Raw genomic sequence first — 18,139 nt, 5'->3', positions numbered from 1 at the left:
GTGGGCAAGGACGCTTCGCGCTCTTAAGGCTGTCGCGCCCGGCTTGCAAATAACGATATGGCAACGCCAGCGCGAACTGGCCCTTGCATTCGCTTTTCGGTTGTCGGAATGTCCCGGTGGGCAGGGGGATCCGTTCAAATGATTATCAGACTGGTGCTGGCCGTCGCAATCGCGGCGCCGTGTGTTGGGTGCGCCTCGGTGACACGGGGAACGACAGAGAACATTTCCATTTCGAGCACGCCGGCAGGTGCGACAGCCGATATTACCGGCCTGGATATTCCAACGGCTTGCGTGACGCCATGCGTGGTTCAGGCCAAGCGCAACGCCGACATCACTGTAACGGTGAGCAAGGAAGGCTACGAGCCGCAGATCATTCCGTTGACCAAGGAGATCCCCGGATCCGGGGCGGCCGGGTTCGCCGGTAATGTTCTACTCGGCGGCCTGGTTGGAATGGGCGTCGATGCTGCGACCGGCGCGGCGCTGGATCACAAGCCAAATCCGGTCATTGTGACCCTGCAGCCGGTCTCGCCCCGTGCGGCCAGGCCGCGCCCCCCAAGACGGCCGCCGCAGCCGCAGAGCTGATCGGCATCCGAAAGGGCGGCACGACATGGAACGACGCCAAGGAAGGGAATGAGCGGCCTTTAATCACAACCCATGCCCGGCTTTGTGACTTGAAGTCACGCAAGCGGCTGGCTTAGCTGTCATGAGCCTTGAATCGGAGGAGTTCAATGGCACAAACGGGGCTGGGAAGGCACTCAAGACATGGAAGACTATGTGCGCGCGCTGGCTGATTTCGTGCGCGACAATCAGGCCTGGGCCGCTCCAATCGTCCTGTTGCTGGCATTCGGCGAATCGCTTGCCTTCGTTTCGCTGCTGGTGCCGGCCTGGGGCGCGCTGGTCGCGATCGGCGCGCTGATCGGCGTCAGCGGCATCAGCTTCTGGCCGGTCTGGCTCGCCGGCGGCATTGGGGCTGCGCTCGGCGACTGGGTCTCCTACTGGTTCGGCTACCGATACAAGGAGCACGTCGCCGAGATGTGGCCGCTGTCGCGCTATCCCGAGATACTGCCGCGCGGCGAGGCGTTCGTAAAAAAATGGGGCGTGCCCTCGATCTTCATCGGCCGGTTCTTCGGGCCGCTGCGCGCCTCGGTGCCGCTCGCCGCCGGCATTTTTGAAATGTCCTACTGGCCGTTCCAGATCGCCAATTTCGTTTCCGCGCTGGTGTGGTCGGCCGTCCTCCTGCTGGTCGGCGACGTGATGGGAAAGATCGCCGAATGGCTGTGGCGGCTGGCGTGATTCCTGGCGGTGCTAGCTGAACGGCCAACGCAACGACAGCCGCAGGGCTTCAGCAAGATGAACTCGCGCATCAGTTCGGCTTGCCGTTGTTGCTGATCTCTCGATCTTCGATTTTTTAATGCGACTGATTCTCATCTTCCGCACGCTTCCGGCTGACAGCATCATCGCGTGGGTGGCGTGAGGCTTGTGGAATAAGCGGATGGAGGGAGTGTTAGCTCCCACGATAAGGTTCATCGTCGTGTCGCCGTCGTCGCGTTATTGCAAGGACGCTGGTAGAAGCGGCGACAACTGAACCGAGGGCACGCATCAAAGCGGGTCAACCCCGCGAACCGCATCCATCGTCTCAACTGGGAGGACATCACCATGGAATTGACACGTCGTCACGCACTCGCAGGCGCCGCAGCGCTCGCCGCCACGCCGCTCTTGCCGCAAGCGCCCGCCACGGCGGCAGCTCCTGTCGCGGAGAAGCAGGCGCCGAGTTTCTATCGCTACAAGGTGGGCGATGCCCAGGTGACGGCGATCTCGGACGGCGTCAACAATTTCGCGTTGCCCGATACGTTCGTGCTCAACGTCAAGAAGGATGAGGTCAACGCGGCGCTCGAAAAGAACTTCATGCCGAAGGACAAGATGTCGATCCAGTTCGCGCCGCTGGTGATCAACACCGGTGGCAAGCTGGTGGTGGTCGACACCGGCAACGGCGCCGCCGCCTTTGCATCGAGCAAGGGCAATGTCGGACAGTTCGCCGCCAACATGGTCGCCGCCGGCTTCGATCCCGGTGCCGTCGACATGGTTGTCATCTCGCACTTCCACGGCGACCACATCAACGGCCTTTTGACCGCCGATAACAAGCCGGCATTCCCCAATGCCGAGGTGCTGGTGCCGGCGGCTGAATGGAAATACTTCATGGATGACGGCGAGATGAGCCGGGCGCCGGAAGGGCGGATGCAGACCGTGTTCAAGAACGCCCGCCGCGTGTTCGAGGCGGGGCTGAACAAGAAGGCCACGCCCTATGAATGGGGCAAGGAAGTTGCCCCCGGACTGACGGCGGTTGAAACCATCGGCCATACGCCGGGCCACACTTCCTATGTTCTCGCCTCCGGCTCCGACAAGGTGTTCATCCAGTCCGACGTCACCAACCTGCCGGCGCTGTTCGTCGCCAATCCGGGCTGGCACCTGATGTTCGACCAGGATCCGGCACTGGCGGAAAAAACCCGCCGCCGGGTCTACGACATGCTGGTCGCCGACAAGATGCGGGTGCAGGGCTTCCACTATCCGTTCCCGGCCAACGGCTTTGTCGAGAAGGACGGCAATGGTTACCGGCTGATCCCGGCGCCGTGGAATCCGGTGATCTGACGGGAAGCGTCATTCCGGGGCGATGCGCAGCATCGAACCCTCTGGAGGTTGTGGCATGAGATTCCGGGTTCACGCGTTTCGCGTGCGCCCCGGAATGACCGGTATGCCTTGACGTTTGGCGGGCGCGGCCTTATAGCCGCGCCCATGATCAACGCCTCGACCATCGCCATCGCTCGCCGCCGCCGCGCCATCGCGGTTCGGGCGGTCGTCTGCGTTTAAGATCATCGCCCCTGCCGCCGGATCCGGTCCCGCGGCTTCTTCCTTTTCCAGAAATCGCGGAATGAACTGGCGGCTCCTACGTCAAGCAGGAGTTTGAGATGTATACGCCACCACCGTTCAAGTCCGACCGCGCCGCGAGCCTCGCGTTCGCGGAAGCGCGCGGCTTTGGGTTGGCCTGCGCGTGGGATGGCGCAAAGCCGGTCGCCTCGTCGCTGCCGTTCTATCTGACGTCAGCCAATGACGGCACGCCGCGCGTGGCGTTTCATGTCGCGCGTCACAATCCGCTGGTAAAGCTCGCGGACGGAACCAAATCCTGGCTGTTGGCCGTCAACGGCGCGGATGCCTATGTGTCGCCGGACTGGTACGTTTCGCCGGATCAGGTGCCGACCTGGCTCTATCAGGCGGTGCACCTGACCGGGCCGGTGCGGGCGATGTCCGACGACGAACTCGCCGCGCAGATCGAGGCGCTCAGCGCCAAGTTCGAAGCGCGGCTGCTGCCGAAAAAGCCGTGGTTGTCGTCGAAGATGACGGCCGGGCGGCTGGAAGCGATGAAGAAGGCGATCGTGGGACTTGAGATGACGGTTGAAGAGGTTGAAGGCAGTTTTAAGCTGAACCAGCACAAGTCCGAGACCGACTATGCCGCGATTGCCGGGGCGCTCGGCATGCAGGCTGATGCGGGCGCGCAGGAGATTGCGCAGTTGATGAAAGAGGCGCGGCCGCAAGCCTTTGCCGACGAAACGAACCAGATCGAAAGGACCGTGCCATGACCCTCACCGACAGCCACCAGCCCAAGACCTCGGGCAAGACCACTGGCGCTGCGGCAAAACCCGCCGTGTTCGTCGACGGTGCGTCCGGAACCACGGGCCTTGGCATTCAGGAGCGCCTGCGGCTGCAGAACGACGTCGTCGTGAAAAGCATCGCCGAAGACAAGCGCAAGGATGCGGGCGCCAAGCGGGCGCTGATGGAGGAGGTCGATCTCGTCATCCTCTGCCTGCCTGACGATGCGGCGAAGGAAACCGTTGCGCTGATCGACAGCATGGGAGCATCGGCGCCCAAGGTGCTCGACGCCTCGACCGCGTTTCGGGTCGCCGGCGACTGGACCTATGGTTTTCCGGAGCTGACGCCTGACCAGGCCGACAAGATCAGGGCGGCGCGAAAAGTCTCGAACCCCGGCTGCTATCCGACCGGCGGGATTGCGCTGCTGCGGCCGCTGGTCGACGCCGGGCTGTTGCCGGCGGACTATCCCGTGACCATCAATGCGGTCTCGGGCTATTCGGGCGGCGGCAAGTCGATGATCGCGAGTTTTGAGGACGGCAGCGCGCCGTCCTTCGAATTGTATGGCCTCGGCTTCGAGCACAAGCATCTGCCGGAGACGCAGCTTTACTCAAAACTGACGCGGCGGCCGATCTTCGTGCCGTCGGTCGGCAATTACCGGCAGGGCATGCTGGTCTCGGTGCCGCTGCATCTGGACACGCTGACGGGCAAACCCGGCGGAGCCGATCTGCACGCGGCGCTTGCGAAACGTTACGCGGGAAGCAAGTACGTTTCGGTCATGCCGCTCGAGAATGCCGCGACCAAGGGCGGCCGGCTCGAGCCCGAGGCGCTCAACGAGACCAACAAGCTCGAGCTCTACGTCTTCGCCAGCGACAAGCATGGTCAGGCGGTTCTGGTCGCGCGGCTCGACAATCTCGGCAAGGGTGCCTCAGGCGCGGCGGTGCAGAACATGCGGCTGATGCTGGGCCTTGCCGACAAATAAAAGGAACGCGTGATGAGCTCGAAGAAGAAGATCGGCATTCTCGGTGCCTCCGGCTACACCGGCGCAGACGCGGTGCGCCTGTTGGCGCGGCATCCGAATGCCGAGATTACGGCGCTCACCGCCAATACCCATGCCGGCAAGGCCATGGGCGACGTGTTTCCGCATTTCTTCATGCTTGATCTGCCAAAGCTCGTCGAATGGGAAAAGGTCGACTGGACCACGCTCGACGCCGTCTTTTGCGGGTTGCCGCACGGCACCACGCAGGAGATCATCGCCGCCGTCCTCAAGGCCAATCCGACGATCAAGGTCCTCGACATGTCCGCCGACTTCCGGCTGCGCGACAAGAACACCTATGCGCAATGGTACGGCCACGAGCACCGGGCGCTCGAATTGCAAAGCGAGGCAGTCTACGGCCTGACCGAATTCTACCGGGAGAAGATCGCCGCGGCGCGCCTCGTCGCCTGTCCCGGCTGCTATCCGACCGCGGTGCTGCTGGCGCTTGTACCGTTGGCGAGGGCAAAGCTGATCGACGTCGACGACATCGTCATCGATGCGAAATCGGGCGTCACCGGCGCCGGGCGCGGGCTGAAGCAGAACACGCTGTTCAGCGAGGCGGGTGAGGGGCTGTCGCCCTATTCGGTCGGCACCCATCGGCATGCGCCCGAGATCGAGCAGGAGATCGGCGTCGCCGCGGGGACGGCGGTGACCGTGAACTTCACGCCGCACCTGATCCCGATGGCGCGGGGCGAACTATGCACGTCCTATGTCAAGCTCGCGGGTGGCGCGACGCCGGACGATCTGCGAGGCGCGCTGGAGAAGGCGTATGCCAACGAGCCCTTCGTGCATGTCGCGAAGAAGGGCGTGCTGCCGCAGACCCAGAACGTGCGTGGCTCCAACTATGTGCAGATCGGCGTCATCGCCGACCGCATCAAGAACCGGGCGATCGTGATTTCCACGCTCGACAATCTGGTGAAGGGCTCGGCCGGTCAGGCGATCCAGAACATGAACCTGATGTTCGGGCTGCCCGAGACGGCCGGGCTGGAGCAAATCGCGTTGTTCCCTTAACGCGAGGTGCCGCGATGGATGAGGAGACGCTGCAATTCTATCGCCGTAACGCGGAAGCCTATGCCGGGCGCGAGATCACCTCGCGCCAGGCGCGGCTGACGGCGTTTCTGGCGCTGTTGCCGCCGGACGCCGTCATTCTAGAACTCGGATGCGGGGCAGGCGGCGACACCGCGGAAATGCTGGCGCGGGGTTTTGACGTTCGTGCTTCAGACGGATCGCCGGAGATGGCCGAGGTGGCATCAAGGCGCCTCGGCCGTCCGGTCGAGACGTTGCTGTTCCACGAACTCGACGAGGTCGAGGCGTTTGATGGCGTCTGGGCCAACGCCTGTCTGCTGCATGTGCCGCGCGACCAGCTTGCAAGCATTCTTGCGCTGATCTGGCGCGCGTTGAAACCGGGCGGCGTGTTCTTCGCCAGCTACAAGGAAGGCGATACCGGCGGCCGCGACACGCTCCATCGCTACTACAACTATCCCTCGCAGGACTGGCTGCGTGCGACCTATGCCAGTGCAGGAAGCTGGAACTCGCTCGCTATCGAGCGCGGCGACGTCCGGGGATTCGACGACAAGATGGCGCCGATGCTGTTCGTGGTGGCTCAAAAAAGCCGTTAAGATCGGGCCTCCAACCCGATGAACTCAGTAGGAAATTGCCCTGCAGAGCCTGGCACAGCCGATCCTCGGGGGATGTGGCTGCCGGGCTACAGCAATCAAATGCGAATCCAGTAGAAACACTCCCAAGTGCCGATCGCTCTCGCGTCGGGAAGTTCTGGGAATGCCGGACTGGGAATGCTGTAAATGAAATTGAAGACGTATCTGCTGGCCACCGCACTCGTTGGCCTTGGTTCCGCTCCGACAATCGCCGCAGACCTCGCCGCAAGGCCCTACACCAAAGCCCCAGCACTGGCAGCCGTCTACGACTGGACCGGCTTCTACATCGGCGTCAACGCCGGCGTCGGTATCGGCCGTGATCGTTTCCAGCACGACTGGCTCGGCGGCGCATCGCCCTATTCTTTCTACGTCGCGCCGCAGGGCGGCTTCGGCGGTGGCCAGATCGGTTACAATTGGCAGACGGGCTCGTTTCTCGGACCGATCGTGTTCGGCGTCGAGGCGGATATTCAGGGCGCCGGCCTGAGCGATGACGGCACTACGTTCAACGAGGGCGGCATCATAAGAAATTACCGTCAGAGACTGGATTGGTTCGGGACCGCGCGTGGGCGCATCGGCATCTCGAATGGTCCGGTCCTGAGCTATGTAACCGCCGGCTACGCGGTCGCAAACGTCAAGACCAACGCGAGTGCGTCGTTCGGCGGCGTCACAAACACGTTCTCGACCGATCGCACGCAGGGCGGATGGGTGGTCGGCAGTGGCGTTGAAGCCGCGTTGGGCGGCAACTGGACCGGAAAGATCGAGTATCTCTACCTCAATCTCGGCAACAAGACCGACATTGCCGCGATCGGATTGGCGGCCCCGCTCAATACTGAAATTCGCGAGAACATCTTTCGCGTCGGTCTGAACTACCGGATCGGTGGCAGGGCTTATGCACCGGTCGCGGCGGCCAACTGGGCCGGCTTCTATCTCGGCGGCAATTTCGGTTCCGGCACCGGACGGGATCGCAGCACGTTGAGCGTCCCTGCGGTTCCGATCCTGCAGAATTTCAACCTCGCGCCCGACGGCATCAATGGCGGCATTCAGGCGGGTTACAACTGGCAGGCCGCCAACTGGGTGTTCGGTGTCGAGGCCGACATTCAGGGCAGCACGCAGCAGGACAACAAGACTTGTATTCTTAGCTGCTCGCCGGCGTTGACGGCGGCGTACGACGCCACGCTGCCGTGGTTCGGCACGGTGCGCGGCCGGCTTGGCTATTCGGTCGGATCGACCCTTTTCTATGCCACGGGCGGTCTTGCGTATGGCAGCGTCAAGACCAAGATCAACACGACGTCGTTCGTCGGCCCGGTGACGCAATCGTTCTCGCACACCAATACCGGCTGGACCGCGGGTGCGGGCATCGAGACGCCTTTTACGCTGCTTGGATTGCTGGGCCCGAACTGGACCACCAAGACCGAGTATCTCTACATCGACCTCGGTTCGAACTCGGACAGCTTCGTCTTCGGCGCTGTTCCAGCGACGGCGACCCGATCGGTGACCGAGCACGTGTTCCGCACCGGCATCAACTACCACTTCAATTCGCCGGTTGTTGCGAAGTACTGAGCGCGCCGTTTCAGAGGCGCCAATGAAAAACCCCGGAGCCAGCTCCGGGGTTTTTGTTTTTTGATTGCGTGTTTAGATTGCGTGTACGCCTCCAGTCACCGAGATGGCTGCGCCAAGCATGGCCTGGGCTTCTCAGTGCCCGTGCCGATGATGCAGATCGGGGTAGTGAGGGTGCTTGTGCCGCATCGGCTCGTGCTCATGCCAATGCGAATGGGGCTCGGTCACGAGGCCGTCATGGCGATGCTGGTGATGCTCGTCATGCACGTGCCGGTGTTCGTGTGAGAGCGCTTCGTGAGAATGTTCGTGCTCATGCCGTTCGGTGAGATGCAGCCAGAGGCCCAAGCCCATGAGCAATGCTGCAACAACCAGTTTTGCCGTCAACGGCTCCCCAAGGCTCAAAGCGATCAATGCGCCAATAAACGGGGCTAGCGAAAAATAGGCGCCGGTACGAGCGGTGCCGAGATGACGAAGGGCCAGCACGAAAAGAACAAGGCTGACACCGATCACGAAGAATCCGAGGAGGGCGGCCAAGGTCGCGATAGCAGCCGGCGGGACGGCATCGCCGAGCCAAAATCCGCTTGCCATGTTCACCGCTCCGGCGATGAGGCCTTTGATCATCGCAATGGTCACGGGATCGGCCGATGACAATTTGCGCGTCAGGTTGTTGTCGATACCCCAACACATGCACGCGCCGGCAATCAATGCTGCGCCTACATCGAATGAAAAGCGCTTCCCCTCCCACGACAACACGATAGCACCAAGGACGATGGCGAATGCGCCCAACAAGAGGCGCCTATCGACGTTTTCGCGAAATACCAGCCACGCAATTCCCATGGTTGCGAGGCTCTCGAGATTTAACAGCAATGATCCTGATGAGGCAGCCGTCCGGCCAAGCCCGAGCATCAACAACACCGGGCCGAGGATGCCTCCGAAAAGGACGATGATGACGAGCCACGGCAGGTCATGTCGTCTTAGAGGTGCCTCGGGCGCCGCGAGCCCCAAGGTCGCGCGCGCGGTATGCACGACAGCAAGGCCCAGTCCAGCGCCGACATAGAGCAGACCTGCGAGCATTTGCGGGTCGACACTGGCGAGCAGCAATTTGGACAGCGGCGCTGCAGCGCCAAACAGAACGGCCGAACCGAGCGCTAGCGGAACTCCCGGTAGCTGGATCGCTGACTGATCACGCTGCATGGGCGTGGGCCTTGAGATGCCATGCTATGTGGCCAGGCTTGGGGAGGCGGCCCCCTCAAACCACCTTGAAGATCGCCAGCGCCAGCACGGCTTGCGCCAGGAAGCCAACGGTGAAGGCCAGCGTGCGGAACACCGGCAGGCCGAGCGTATAGACGATCAGGTGCGCGACGCGGGCCCAGAAATAGACGGCACAGGCCATCACGGTCCATCTGTCGGAATAGTCGATGGCATTGAGGATCAGGACCAGCGGCGCGAAGATGATCAAATTCTCGATCGCGTTGTCGTGGGCGAACATCAGCCGATTGGCCCATTCCGCATGCGGCTTGTCGTTGCGCGATGGGTTGGCCATCGCGCCGGAAAGGCCGCGCACCTGGCAGCGGTTGATGATGTAGGGGACCCACAGCAGCCCGGTCAAAATTACGGTCAGCGTCAGCCAGAACAATTCGCGGGTCATTGTTTCCCCCTCAACTGATTTCAAATCCCGGCGTGGGATGGCCGATTATACCGGACAACGCGAGTCGACGCTATGCGCGGACCTTGACGTAGCTGCCGGGCGCATCCTCGATCGGCGGCATCGCCTCGGAGCCGACGGCGCGCGCGGGCACCCGCTCGGGGTCCAGGCCATCCAGCCATTGCAGCCAGTCGGGCCACCACGAGCCCTTGTGCTCACTGGCGTTCTTCATCCAGTCGGCGAGCGTGACATCCTTGATGTTGTCGTTGGTCCAGTACTGGTACTTGCCGCCGGCCGGCGGGTTGACCACGCCGGCGATATGGCCGGAGCCGGACAGCACATATCTGACCGGGCCGCCGAAGAACTGCGAACCGTAGAGCACCGAATCCGCCGGCGCGATGTGGTCCTCGCGGGTCGCCAGATTGTAGACGGGCACCTTGACCTTCGCGAGATCGAGCAGCGTGTTGTCGAGCACCATGCTGCCGGAAGAAAGCCGGTTCTCCAGATAGCAGTTGCGCAGGTAATACGAATGATTGGCCGCCGGCATCCGCGTGGCGTCGGAATTCCAGTGCAGGAGGTCGAAGGCGGTGGGCGGCTGGCCCTTCAGGTAATTGCTGACGACATAGGACCATATCAGGTCGTTGGAGCGCAGCATGTTGAAGGCCATCGCCATCTTGCTGCCCTCCAGGACGCCCCGTTCTTCCATCTCCCGCTCCAGCGTCGAGATCTGGTCCTCGTCGACGAACACGAGCAGATCGCCGGCATGGGTGAAATCGACCTGTGCCGCAAAGAACGTCGCCGAGGTGACGCGCTGGCGCCGCTTCTCGGCAAGCCAGGCCAGCGTCGAGGCGAGCAGGGTGCCGCCGACGCAGTAGCCGGCGGTATGGACCTTCATCTCGCCCGTCACCTTTTCGATGACGTCCATCGCGGTGAGCGGGCCTTCCTTCATGTAATCGTCGAAGGTCTTCTTGCCGAGCTCCTTGTCCGGATTGACCCAGGAGATCACGAACACGGTGATGCCCTGGTCGACGCACCATTTGATGTAGGATTTTTCCGGCTTGAGATCGAGAATGTAGAACTTGTTGATCCAGGGCGGAACGATCAGAAGCGGCGTGCGCAGCACCGTCTCCGTCGCCGGCGTGTACTGGATGAGCTGCATCAGCTCGTTCTGGTAGATCACCTTGCCGGGCGTCGTCGCCATGTTGACGCCGACGATGAGATTCGATGGGTCGGACTGGCGGATGCGCAGCGTGCCGCGGCCGGCCTCGATGTCTTCCGCCAGCATCTTCATGCCGCGCACGAGGTTGCCGCCGTTCGAGGCCAGCGTCTCGCGCAGCACTTCCGGATTGGTCAGCACGAAATTCGACGGCGCGATGGCGTTGGTGATCTGCTGAACGTAGAATTCGGCCTTCTTGCGCGTGTGCGGATCGACGCCTTCGGCATTCTTCACCAGCTCCTGCGCCCACTGCGCGGTGAGCAGATAGAGCTGCAGGACGAAATCGAAGAACTGGTTCGATTTCCACTCGGGATCCTTGAAGCGCTTGTCGCGCGGCGACGGCTCGATCGCGGGCTTGGCTTGTTCTCCGGCCATGCGGCGCGCCGCCGAGCCCCAGAGGTCGAGATAGGCCTTGCCCATTTTGGTCTGAAGATGCTCGGCGCGTTCCCGGTCTGACAGCCAGTACTCCGCGACCTTGGTGAAGGTCTTGATGACTTCACCGATTTCGCTGGGCGGCTTGTCCTTCGGTTCTCCGTTCTCGCGTGGTTTGAGATAGGCCGCGAGCGCTTGCCCGCTCGTCTCCATCGCTTTCGCGATGTTCATGGCGAATGCTTCGGCGTTGAATGTTGTCGAAGCCGGGGATTCGGTGTTGACGTCGCTCATATCGGGCACACTATAGCTTCATTTTCCGTTCGTCACCGCGCCGATTTGCGTCAGCGGATTTGGGTTAACCCTGTTGTTGCATTGCGATAAAGTTTTCGTGTTGCGACACATTGCAGCCGCACCCGTCGAATTTGCTCTTTGGGCTTTAATCGTTTCGGGCGACAATGGTTTGAACGGTTCTAGCGAATTCAACGCCGCGGGACGATTTGGCGTTGCAAGGCTCGTACCAGCGCATAGATACCATCGCGATGCGGGGGTGCGCAGGTAGTTGGGGATTTCCGGACGGATGCCGGTCAATCGAACGATAAGGCTGTGGTCGACGGCCGCGCTGTTTGCGTCAGCGCTCGCGCTCGGCGGCTGCTCGACGCAGATCGCGGATATGCCGGGCCTCGGTCTGCCGGCTGATGCCCCTGAACGTCCGAAGGAAGCCGGTGGCTATCTGCCGGTTCATGACCTGCCGCCGGACCGCAACGAGGAAGCAATGAAGCCGGCCGAGCTGGCTAAAATCCAGGCAGAATTGACCGCCGCCCGGGACCGTCAGGCGACGGCTGCGAACCCGGCGAAACCGGCCAAGAAGTGAGGGTTTGTCGCCGACATGTCTCCCCGGCGTGAAACGGCTCCCGGAGCCAGTTTCGCCTGAAATCACCATAAAAACTGGCGCTGCCGGGCTCCCGTGGTAAAAGAACCCAATTCAACCGCATTGCGGGTCCAGAGCCTTAAGACCTCGCGCCTGAATTCGCTCTAAATCCTTGATTAAGCGCGATTTCTGGACGAAGCCGATCGGGTTTCGTTGCACGCGCAGGTTCCCCCGATTCTGTCCTGCCGGTTGTCGGAGCAAGGGTCCCATGGAAGATTTTTATCGCATCCGCCGTCTGCCGCCTTATGTGTTCGAGAAGGTCAATCAGGCCAAGGCAGCCGCGCGGAACGCCGGGGCCGATATTATCGACATGGGCATGGGCAATCCGGATCTGCCGACGCCGCCCCATGTACTCGACAAGCTGAAGGAGACGCTGGGCAAGCCGCGGACCGACCGCTACTCGGCCTCACGCGGCATCAATGGTCTGCGCAAGGCGCAAGCCGCCTATTACGCGCGACGGTTCGGCGTAAAGCTCAATCCTGACACCCAGATCGTTGCGACGCTGGGTTCGAAGGAAGGCTTTGCCAATGTGGCGCAGGCGATCACCGCGCCCGGCGACGTCGTGCTGTGCCCCAATCCGAGCTATCCGATTCATGCTTTCGGCTTCCTGATGGCGGGCGGCGTGATCCGCTCGGTGCCGTCGGAACCGACGCCGCAATTCTTCGAGGCGGTGGAGCGCGCGATCATCCATTCGATCCCGAAGCCGATCGCGCTGATCGTCTGCTATCCCTCGAACCCGACCGCCTATGTTGCCGACCTCGATTTCTACCGGGATCTGGTGGCGTTCGCGAAGAAGCACGAGATCTTCATCCTGTCGGATCTGGCCTATGCCGAGGTCTATTTCGACGACAACAATCCGCCGCCCTCGGTGCTGCAGGTTCCCGGCGCACTCGACGTCACCGTCGAGTTCACCTCGATGTCGAAGACGTTCTCGATGGCGGGCTGGCGCATGGGCTTTGCCGTCGGCAATGAGCGGATCATCGCCGCGCTGGCGCGGGTGAAGTCCTATCTCGATTACGGCGCATTCACGCCGATTCAGGTGGCGGCGACCGCCGCGCTGAACGGGCCGGAAGATTGCATCAAGGAGATGCGCGATACTTACCGCAAGCGCCGCGACGCACTGGTCGAATCGTTCGGCCGCGCGGGCTGGGACATCCCGCCGCCGCAGGCCTCAATGTTCGCCTGGGCGCCGCTGCCCAAGGTGTTCGAGGGCGTCGGCAGCATGCAGTTCGCGACCCTGATGGTGGAGAAGTCAGGCGTGGTGGTTTCGCCCGGTGTCGCCTTCGGCGAGCATGGCGAAGGCTATGTCCGCATCGCCATGGTGGAAAACGAGCAACGTATCCGCCAGGCCGCACGCGGGGTGCGCCGTTTCCTTGAAAGCGGCATTGAAACGTTGCACAACGTGGTTCCTCTCGCCAACCGGCGCTAATTCCTTTTACTGCAGGTTCTCTCATCCATGGTCGCACCCCTGAGAGTGGGTATTGCGGGGCTCGGCACTGTTGGCGCCGAAGTCGTCCGCCTCATCGAAGAACAGTCGCGGACGCTCTCCGAGCGCAGCGGGCGCGGCGTGCGCGTGGTTGCCGTCACCGCGCGCTCGAAGGCGAAAAAGCGTTCGCTCGACCTGCGCGGTATCGACTGGGCCAGGAGCCCGCTTGATCTGGCAAACGACCCCAACGTCGATTGCTTCGTCGAGCTGATGGGCGGCTCGGGCGACCCGGCGCTGTCGGCGATCGAGGCGGCGCTGAAGGCCGGCAAGTCGGTGGTGACGGCGAACAAGGCGCTGATCGCCAAGCACGGCGTGCGGCTGGCGAAGGCCGCCGAGAAGCATGGCGGAGCGCTGAACTACGAAGCGGCGGTCGGCGCCGCCATTCCCGTCATCAAGACCCTTCGTGAAGGCCTTGCCGGCACCGGCGTCAACCGCGTCTATGGCATCCTCAACGGCACCTGCAACTACATCCTGACCCGGATGGAGCAGGAGGGCCTGTCGTTCGCCGAATGCCTGAAGGACGCCCAGCGGCTCGGTTATGCCGAAGCCAATCCGTCCTTCGATGTCGACGGCCATGACACCGCGCAGAAGCTGGCGATCCTGGCGAGCCTCGCCTTCGGCACCAAGGTGGCGCAGAGCGCGGTCTATGTCGAAGGCATCTCCTCGATCGCGCCGGAAGACCTGCGCGCTGCCGAAGAATTGGGATACCGCGTAAAACTGCTTGGCGTGGCGGTGCGTACCGCCAAGGGCATCGAGCAGCGTGTGCATCCGACCATGGTGCCGAAATCGTCGTCGATCGCGCAGGTGATGGGCGTCACCAACGCCGTGACGATCGACGGCGAGGGCATTCCCCCGATCACGCTGGTCGGACCCGGCGCCGGCGGGGCCGCGACCGCGTCAGCGGTGGTAGCCGACATCGCCGACGTCGCGCGCGGCATCCGCGCCAAGCCGTTCGGGCGCCCGGTGGAGCGGCTGCGCGACACCACCAAGGCGCCGATGGAGCGCCACGAGGGCGGCTACTACATCCGCCTGATGGCGCGCGATCTCGCCGGCACCGCCGCCACCATCGCCACCCACCTCGCCAAGCAGAAGATTTCGCTGGAATCGATCGTGCAGCGTCATCCCGAAGGCGTGGACGCCAACGGCTCTGCGAAGAAAGCTTCACCGGTTCCGGTCATCCTGATCACCTATGCCACGTCCGAGGACGCGGTCTACCGCGCGCTGGAGGCGGTGCAGCGCGACAAGGTGATCAGCGGCCGGCCGCAGGTGATACGGATCGAAAAGAACTGACGCGCCATCCGAACCGATCGCGCGTTATACGATTGAATGCAGGCCGAAAGGTCTGTGCACGTTTAGAGGAGTAAGCCGATGTCGACCCATATTTCCGTTCCGCCGCAATTGCTGCTTGAGCGCATTCTTACGCTCGAAATCGTGCGCGTGACGGAACGTGCTGCGGTTTCCGCCGCGCGGTTGCGCGGCCACGGCCAGGAGAAGGCCGCGGACCAGGCCGCGGTCGATGCGATGCGCCGCGAACTCAACAAGCTGCCGATCGAAGGCACCATCGTGATCGGCGAGGGCGAGCGCGACGAGGCACCGATGCTGTTCATCGGCGAGAAGGTCGGGCTGAACGCTGGTCCCCAGGTCGATATCGCCGTCGACCCGCTGGAAGGCACCACGCTGTGCGCCAAGAACATGCCGGGCGCGATCGCGACCATGGCGATGGCTGATGGCGGCACGCTGCTGCACGCGCCCGACGTCTATATGGAGAAGCTCGCGGTCGGTCCGGGCTACGCCAAGGGCGTGGTCGAGCTCGACGCATCGCCCGCCGACAACGTCCGCCGGCTCGCGAAGGCCAAGGGCGTCGATCCTGCCGCGATCACCGTGCTGGTGCTCGACCGCCCGCGCCACGCCGACATCATCTCCGGTGTCCGCTCGACCGGCGCCGCGGTGCGGCTGATCACAGATGGCGACGTCGCCGGCGTGATCCATTGCGCAGATCCCGATAACACCGGCGTCGACATGTATATCGGCACCGGCGGCGCGCCTGAGGGCGTGCTGGCAGCCGCGGCGTTGCGCTGCATCGGCGGCCAGATGCAGTGCCGGCTGATCCTCGACAGCGACGAGAAGCGGGCGCGCGCACACAAGATGGGCGTAACCGATCCGAAGATGATCTACGGCATCGAGGACATGGTGCGGGGCGACTGCCTGTTTGCTGCAACGGGCGTCACCACGGGTTCGCTGCTCACGGGCGTCAAGTTCCGCAAGGATGTGATCGAGACCGAAACCGTGGTGATGCGTTCGGTGACCGGCACCGTGCGCACCATCAAGGCCGAGCACCGGCAGTTGGACAAATTCCACCTGGATTGAGTTGGTGATGACGTCGTTCCGGAGCGATGCGAAGCATCGAATTCGGAACCTCGAGATTCCGGATTCGCGCTTTGCGCGCCCCGGAATGACGAACAAAAAGAAAAAACAGGGGAGGGGCTCGCATGTCCGACGTAACAGCCGTAAAGGCGCTGGTGTTCGACGTGTTCGGCACGGTCGTCGACTGGCGCACCAGCCTCATCAATGATTTTACCGAGTGGTCGAAGACCTCGGGCATCAAGGCCGACTGGACCGCTTTGGTCGACGGCTGGCGCGGCGTCTACATGGCCTCGATGGACGAGGTGCGCAAGCATCCCGAACGCGGCTATAAGATACTCGACACGCTGCACCGGCGCTCGCTGGAAAAACTGGTCGCCGAATTTTCCATCAAGGGACTGAGCGACGGCGATCTGCACTACCTGACCATGGGCTGGCATCGCCTGCATCCGTGGCCCGACAGCGTGCCGGGGCTGACGCGGCTGAAGACAAAATACATCATCTCGCCGCTCTCCAACGGCAACGTCGCGCTGCTCACCAACATGGCGAAGTTCGGCGGCCTGCCGTGGGATCTCGTCATGTCGGCGGAATTGTTCGAGCATTACAAGCCCGACCCCGAAACCTATCTCGGCGCTGCCAAGCTGCTCTGTCTGCCGCCGGAGCAGGTGATGATGGTGGCCGCCCACAACAACGATCTGAAAGCCGCGCAGCAGAATGGTCTCAAGACCGCCTTCGTCGCACGTCCGACCGAATACGGCCCGCACCAGAAATACGATTTCGAGGCCAAGGGCGATTGGGACATCGTCGCCAAGGATTTTGGCGGCATCGCCGACAGGTTGGGGTGCTAGGTCTTGCTCGTGGCCCGGACGTAGGATGGGTGGAGCGCAGCGATACCCATCATCTTCGCGCACAGGCATCGATGGGTATCGCTGCGCTCCACCCATCCTACGCGGTAACTGACGACTTGCGCCTATCCCGCCGTAGCCTGGATCACGCCGAACCAGCCGAGGCCCCTGTAGGTCTCGTAGCCGGGCGTGGCGTGGAAGGCGACCATCGCGCCGGAGCGGTCCTGATGGAAGCCGGAGCGTCGTCCCTCCAGTGGAAGCGAGATGCGTTCCGTGAGCAGGCCCTGGCCGTCGGACGCCGCGATCACCCGGAAATTTGAATCCACCAGCAGCACGCGGGCCTTGTCGGCGGCGCCGACACGCACGCCCTGAACGATGGCTCGGGCCTGCGGCTCCCAGTCGAAATGGATCGCCAGCACGCCGGTCGGTTTGCCGTTGGCCTTGCCGCCTTCGCGAACGCTGGCGCAATAGGTCACGACCTGGGCGTTGCCGAGAAGGGGCTGGCACTCGACGTCGCCCACCGCATAGTCGTCACCCGAACGCAGGGCGCGCGCGGCGCGAAACCATTTGGTTGCGGCCACGTTCTGGCCGACGACGCCAAAGCGATCGGCGCGGCCGTTGGCCAGCACATGGCCATCGAGATCGCAGAGCCAGAGATCGAGATAGACGGTGTAGGCGCCGAGGATGACCGCCATCCGTTCCGAGACGTGACTGACGGCGGCAGCTTGCGGCGATGCCGCGCAATCGACGACGGCGGAGTCGGTCGCCCACCAGCGCACGTCGCAGGTGCGCTCATAGAGGTTGCGGTCGATCAGCTCGATGGCGTTGAGCGATAGATCGACCATGCGCTCGCCGCGCGAGCGGTCGGCCATCTGGGCGATCGAGTTCATCAGATTGCCGGTCCGGTTGGTGAGCTGGCTTTCGAGCTCGCGGGCGATGGTCTCGACCTGCTGGCCGACGTTGCGGACTTCCTGCGCCACCACGGCAAAGCCCGCGCCTTGCGCGCCGGCACGCGAGCTCTCGATCAGCGCGTTCAGCGCCAGCATCTTCATCTGGTTGGTGATCTTCTGGATCGACTTGGTCTTCTCGCAGGCGACCTGGTTGACCTCGGCGGTCAATCTCGCGATCAGCGCGGAAACGTCGGCTTCGTCCTCGGTAGCAGCCGCGTTGGTGGGCTGTTTTGCGATCGTTGCGGTCTGGGAGCGAAGCGCGACGGACATTGGCGGGACTTCCTCAGTCTTTTGTGCTCTCGCCGACTTTCCGCAGATCGACTGGACTCAACGAGGGCGGTGTTGGGTCATTTGTCGGGGAACATGGCTAACGATTGGTTTAAATTCGGCTGGCCAGCGGGTAGTTTGGTGGAACAGACTGCATCTTCTTTGTGCAGGTTGCTTTTATC

At 62.9% G+C, this 18,139-nt stretch carries 17 protein-coding genes; 13 read left to right on the top strand and 4 right to left on the bottom strand.

Going from position 1 to position 18,139, the window contains the following annotated elements:
* The first annotated feature begins 138 nt into the window (after positions 1–138).
* The 8 genes from CQ12_RS11835 to CQ12_RS11800 all read left to right on the top strand — a co-directional run bounded on the left by CQ12_RS11835 (position 139) and on the right by CQ12_RS11800 (position 7,890).
* A complete protein-coding gene (locus CQ12_RS11835) occupies positions 139–582 on the top strand; it encodes a PEGA domain-containing protein (RefSeq protein WP_083519244.1) in 444 nt (147 codons plus the stop codon).
* A gap of 180 nt (positions 583–762) precedes the next feature.
* The gene (locus tag CQ12_RS11830; protein ID WP_057835478.1) at positions 763–1,293 is read left to right on the top strand and encodes a DedA family protein; all 531 of its coding nucleotides are present in this window, start codon (positions 763–765) and stop codon (positions 1,291–1,293) included.
* 363 nt (positions 1,294–1,656) lie between these two features.
* The gene (locus CQ12_RS11825; protein ID WP_057835477.1) at positions 1,657–2,646 is read left to right on the top strand and encodes an MBL fold metallo-hydrolase; all 990 of its coding nucleotides are present in this window, start codon (positions 1,657–1,659) and stop codon (positions 2,644–2,646) included.
* A 317-nt stretch (positions 2,647–2,963) separates the two neighbouring features.
* On the top strand, positions 2,964–3,632 hold the full coding sequence (locus CQ12_RS11820; protein ID WP_057835476.1) for an FMN-binding negative transcriptional regulator: 669 nt from the start codon (positions 2,964–2,966) through the stop codon (positions 3,630–3,632).
* Complete coding sequence (gene argC / locus CQ12_RS11815) at positions 3,629–4,621, top strand: N-acetyl-gamma-glutamyl-phosphate reductase (protein ID WP_057835475.1); 993 nt, start codon at positions 3,629–3,631, stop codon at positions 4,619–4,621. The genes CQ12_RS11820 and argC (CQ12_RS11815) overlap by 4 nt, the downstream gene beginning before the upstream one ends.
* Before the next feature lie 12 nt (positions 4,622–4,633).
* A complete protein-coding gene (gene argC, locus CQ12_RS11810; protein WP_057835474.1) occupies positions 4,634–5,686 on the top strand; it encodes an N-acetyl-gamma-glutamyl-phosphate reductase in 1,053 nt (350 codons plus the stop codon).
* 14 nt (positions 5,687–5,700) lie between these two features.
* Positions 5,701–6,294 (top strand): class I SAM-dependent methyltransferase, encoded by a 594-nt coding sequence (locus CQ12_RS11805; protein ID WP_057835473.1) that lies wholly within the window; start codon positions 5,701–5,703, stop codon positions 6,292–6,294.
* 189 nt (positions 6,295–6,483) lie between these two features.
* Positions 6,484–7,890, top strand: a complete 1,407-nt coding sequence (locus CQ12_RS11800) for an outer membrane protein (protein ID WP_057835518.1) — start codon at positions 6,484–6,486, stop codon at positions 7,888–7,890.
* Between the two features lie 132 nt (positions 7,891–8,022).
* On the opposite strand, the gene CQ12_RS11795 is transcribed toward CQ12_RS11800, so the two are convergent.
* The 3 genes from CQ12_RS11795 to CQ12_RS11785 form a co-directional block, all read right to left on the bottom strand.
* On the bottom strand, positions 8,023–9,081 hold the full coding sequence (locus CQ12_RS11795) for a DMT family transporter (RefSeq protein ID WP_057835472.1): 1,059 nt from the start codon (positions 9,079–9,081) through the stop codon (positions 8,023–8,025).
* Positions 9,082–9,136: 55 nt separating this feature from the next.
* Complete coding sequence (locus tag CQ12_RS11790) at positions 9,137–9,535, bottom strand: MAPEG family protein (protein WP_057835471.1); 399 nt, start codon at positions 9,533–9,535, stop codon at positions 9,137–9,139.
* Between the two features lie 70 nt (positions 9,536–9,605).
* Positions 9,606–11,411 carry a PHA/PHB synthase family protein gene (locus CQ12_RS11785; protein ID WP_057835470.1) on the bottom strand — a complete coding sequence of 602 codons (1,806 nt, stop codon included), beginning with the start codon at positions 11,409–11,411 and terminating at the stop codon, positions 9,606–9,608.
* 286 nt (positions 11,412–11,697) lie between these two features.
* Between CQ12_RS11785 and CQ12_RS11780 the strand changes: the two genes are divergently transcribed.
* From CQ12_RS11780 to CQ12_RS11760, 5 genes are all read left to right on the top strand, one after another.
* Positions 11,698–11,991 (top strand): hypothetical protein, encoded by a 294-nt coding sequence (locus tag CQ12_RS11780; protein WP_057835469.1) that lies wholly within the window; start codon positions 11,698–11,700, stop codon positions 11,989–11,991.
* A 265-nt stretch (positions 11,992–12,256) separates the two neighbouring features.
* Complete coding sequence (locus CQ12_RS11775; protein ID WP_057835468.1) at positions 12,257–13,477, top strand: LL-diaminopimelate aminotransferase; 1,221 nt, start codon at positions 12,257–12,259, stop codon at positions 13,475–13,477.
* A 27-nt stretch (positions 13,478–13,504) separates the two neighbouring features.
* Positions 13,505–14,824, top strand: coding sequence for a homoserine dehydrogenase (locus tag CQ12_RS11770; protein WP_057835467.1), 1,320 nt, complete (start codon positions 13,505–13,507; stop codon positions 14,822–14,824).
* A gap of 78 nt (positions 14,825–14,902) precedes the next feature.
* Positions 14,903–15,901, top strand: a complete 999-nt coding sequence (gene glpX / locus CQ12_RS11765; protein WP_057835466.1) for a class II fructose-bisphosphatase — start codon at positions 14,903–14,905, stop codon at positions 15,899–15,901.
* A gap of 122 nt (positions 15,902–16,023) precedes the next feature.
* Positions 16,024–16,743, top strand: coding sequence for a haloacid dehalogenase type II (locus CQ12_RS11760; protein WP_057835465.1), 720 nt, complete (start codon positions 16,024–16,026; stop codon positions 16,741–16,743).
* Positions 16,744–16,865: 122 nt separating this feature from the next.
* On the opposite strand, the gene CQ12_RS11755 is transcribed toward CQ12_RS11760, so the two are convergent.
* Positions 16,866–17,960, bottom strand: a complete 1,095-nt coding sequence (locus tag CQ12_RS11755) for a methyl-accepting chemotaxis protein (RefSeq protein ID WP_057835464.1) — start codon at positions 17,958–17,960, stop codon at positions 16,866–16,868.
* Positions 17,961–18,139: the final 179 nt, after the last annotated feature.

Origin of the sequence: Bradyrhizobium jicamae, from assembly GCF_001440395.1 — a bacterium.
GTDB classification, from domain to species: Bacteria; Pseudomonadota; Alphaproteobacteria; order Rhizobiales; family Xanthobacteraceae; genus Bradyrhizobium; species Bradyrhizobium jicamae.
The sequence above is the reverse complement of the archived record's forward strand: the minus strand, read 5'-3'. Positions and strand labels throughout refer to the sequence as shown.

Excerpts from the sequence above, each read along its gene's own strand:
- CQ12_RS11835 (WP_083519244.1), top strand. The coding sequence starts at position 139 with ATGATTATCAGACTGGTGCTGGCCGTCGCAATCGCGGCGCCGTGTGTT.
- CQ12_RS11820 (WP_057835476.1), top strand. The coding sequence starts at position 2,964 with ATGTATACGCCACCACCGTTCAAGTCCGACCGCGCCGCGAGCCTCGCG.
- CQ12_RS11790 (WP_057835471.1), bottom strand. The coding sequence starts at position 9,535 with ATGACCCGCGAATTGTTCTGGCTGACGCTGACCGTAATTTTGACCGGG.
- CQ12_RS11780 (WP_057835469.1), top strand. The coding sequence starts at position 11,698 with ATGCCGGTCAATCGAACGATAAGGCTGTGGTCGACGGCCGCGCTGTTT.
- CQ12_RS11795 (WP_057835472.1), bottom strand. The coding sequence starts at position 9,081 with ATGCAGCGTGATCAGTCAGCGATCCAGCTACCGGGAGTTCCGCTAGCG.
- CQ12_RS11760 (WP_057835465.1), top strand. The coding sequence starts at position 16,024 with ATGTCCGACGTAACAGCCGTAAAGGCGCTGGTGTTCGACGTGTTCGGC.
- argC (WP_057835474.1), top strand. The coding sequence starts at position 4,634 with ATGAGCTCGAAGAAGAAGATCGGCATTCTCGGTGCCTCCGGCTACACC.
- CQ12_RS11770 (WP_057835467.1), top strand. The coding sequence starts at position 13,505 with ATGGTCGCACCCCTGAGAGTGGGTATTGCGGGGCTCGGCACTGTTGGC.
- CQ12_RS11775 (WP_057835468.1), top strand. The coding sequence starts at position 12,257 with ATGGAAGATTTTTATCGCATCCGCCGTCTGCCGCCTTATGTGTTCGAG.
- CQ12_RS11755 (WP_057835464.1), bottom strand. The coding sequence starts at position 17,960 with ATGTCCGTCGCGCTTCGCTCCCAGACCGCAACGATCGCAAAACAGCCC.
- CQ12_RS11825 (WP_057835477.1), top strand. The coding sequence starts at position 1,657 with ATGGAATTGACACGTCGTCACGCACTCGCAGGCGCCGCAGCGCTCGCC.
- glpX (WP_057835466.1), top strand. The coding sequence starts at position 14,903 with ATGTCGACCCATATTTCCGTTCCGCCGCAATTGCTGCTTGAGCGCATT.
- CQ12_RS11785 (WP_057835470.1), bottom strand. The coding sequence starts at position 11,411 with ATGAGCGACGTCAACACCGAATCCCCGGCTTCGACAACATTCAACGCC.
- CQ12_RS11830 (WP_057835478.1), top strand. The coding sequence starts at position 763 with ATGGAAGACTATGTGCGCGCGCTGGCTGATTTCGTGCGCGACAATCAG.
- argC (WP_057835475.1), top strand. The coding sequence starts at position 3,629 with ATGACCCTCACCGACAGCCACCAGCCCAAGACCTCGGGCAAGACCACT.
- CQ12_RS11805 (WP_057835473.1), top strand. The coding sequence starts at position 5,701 with ATGGATGAGGAGACGCTGCAATTCTATCGCCGTAACGCGGAAGCCTAT.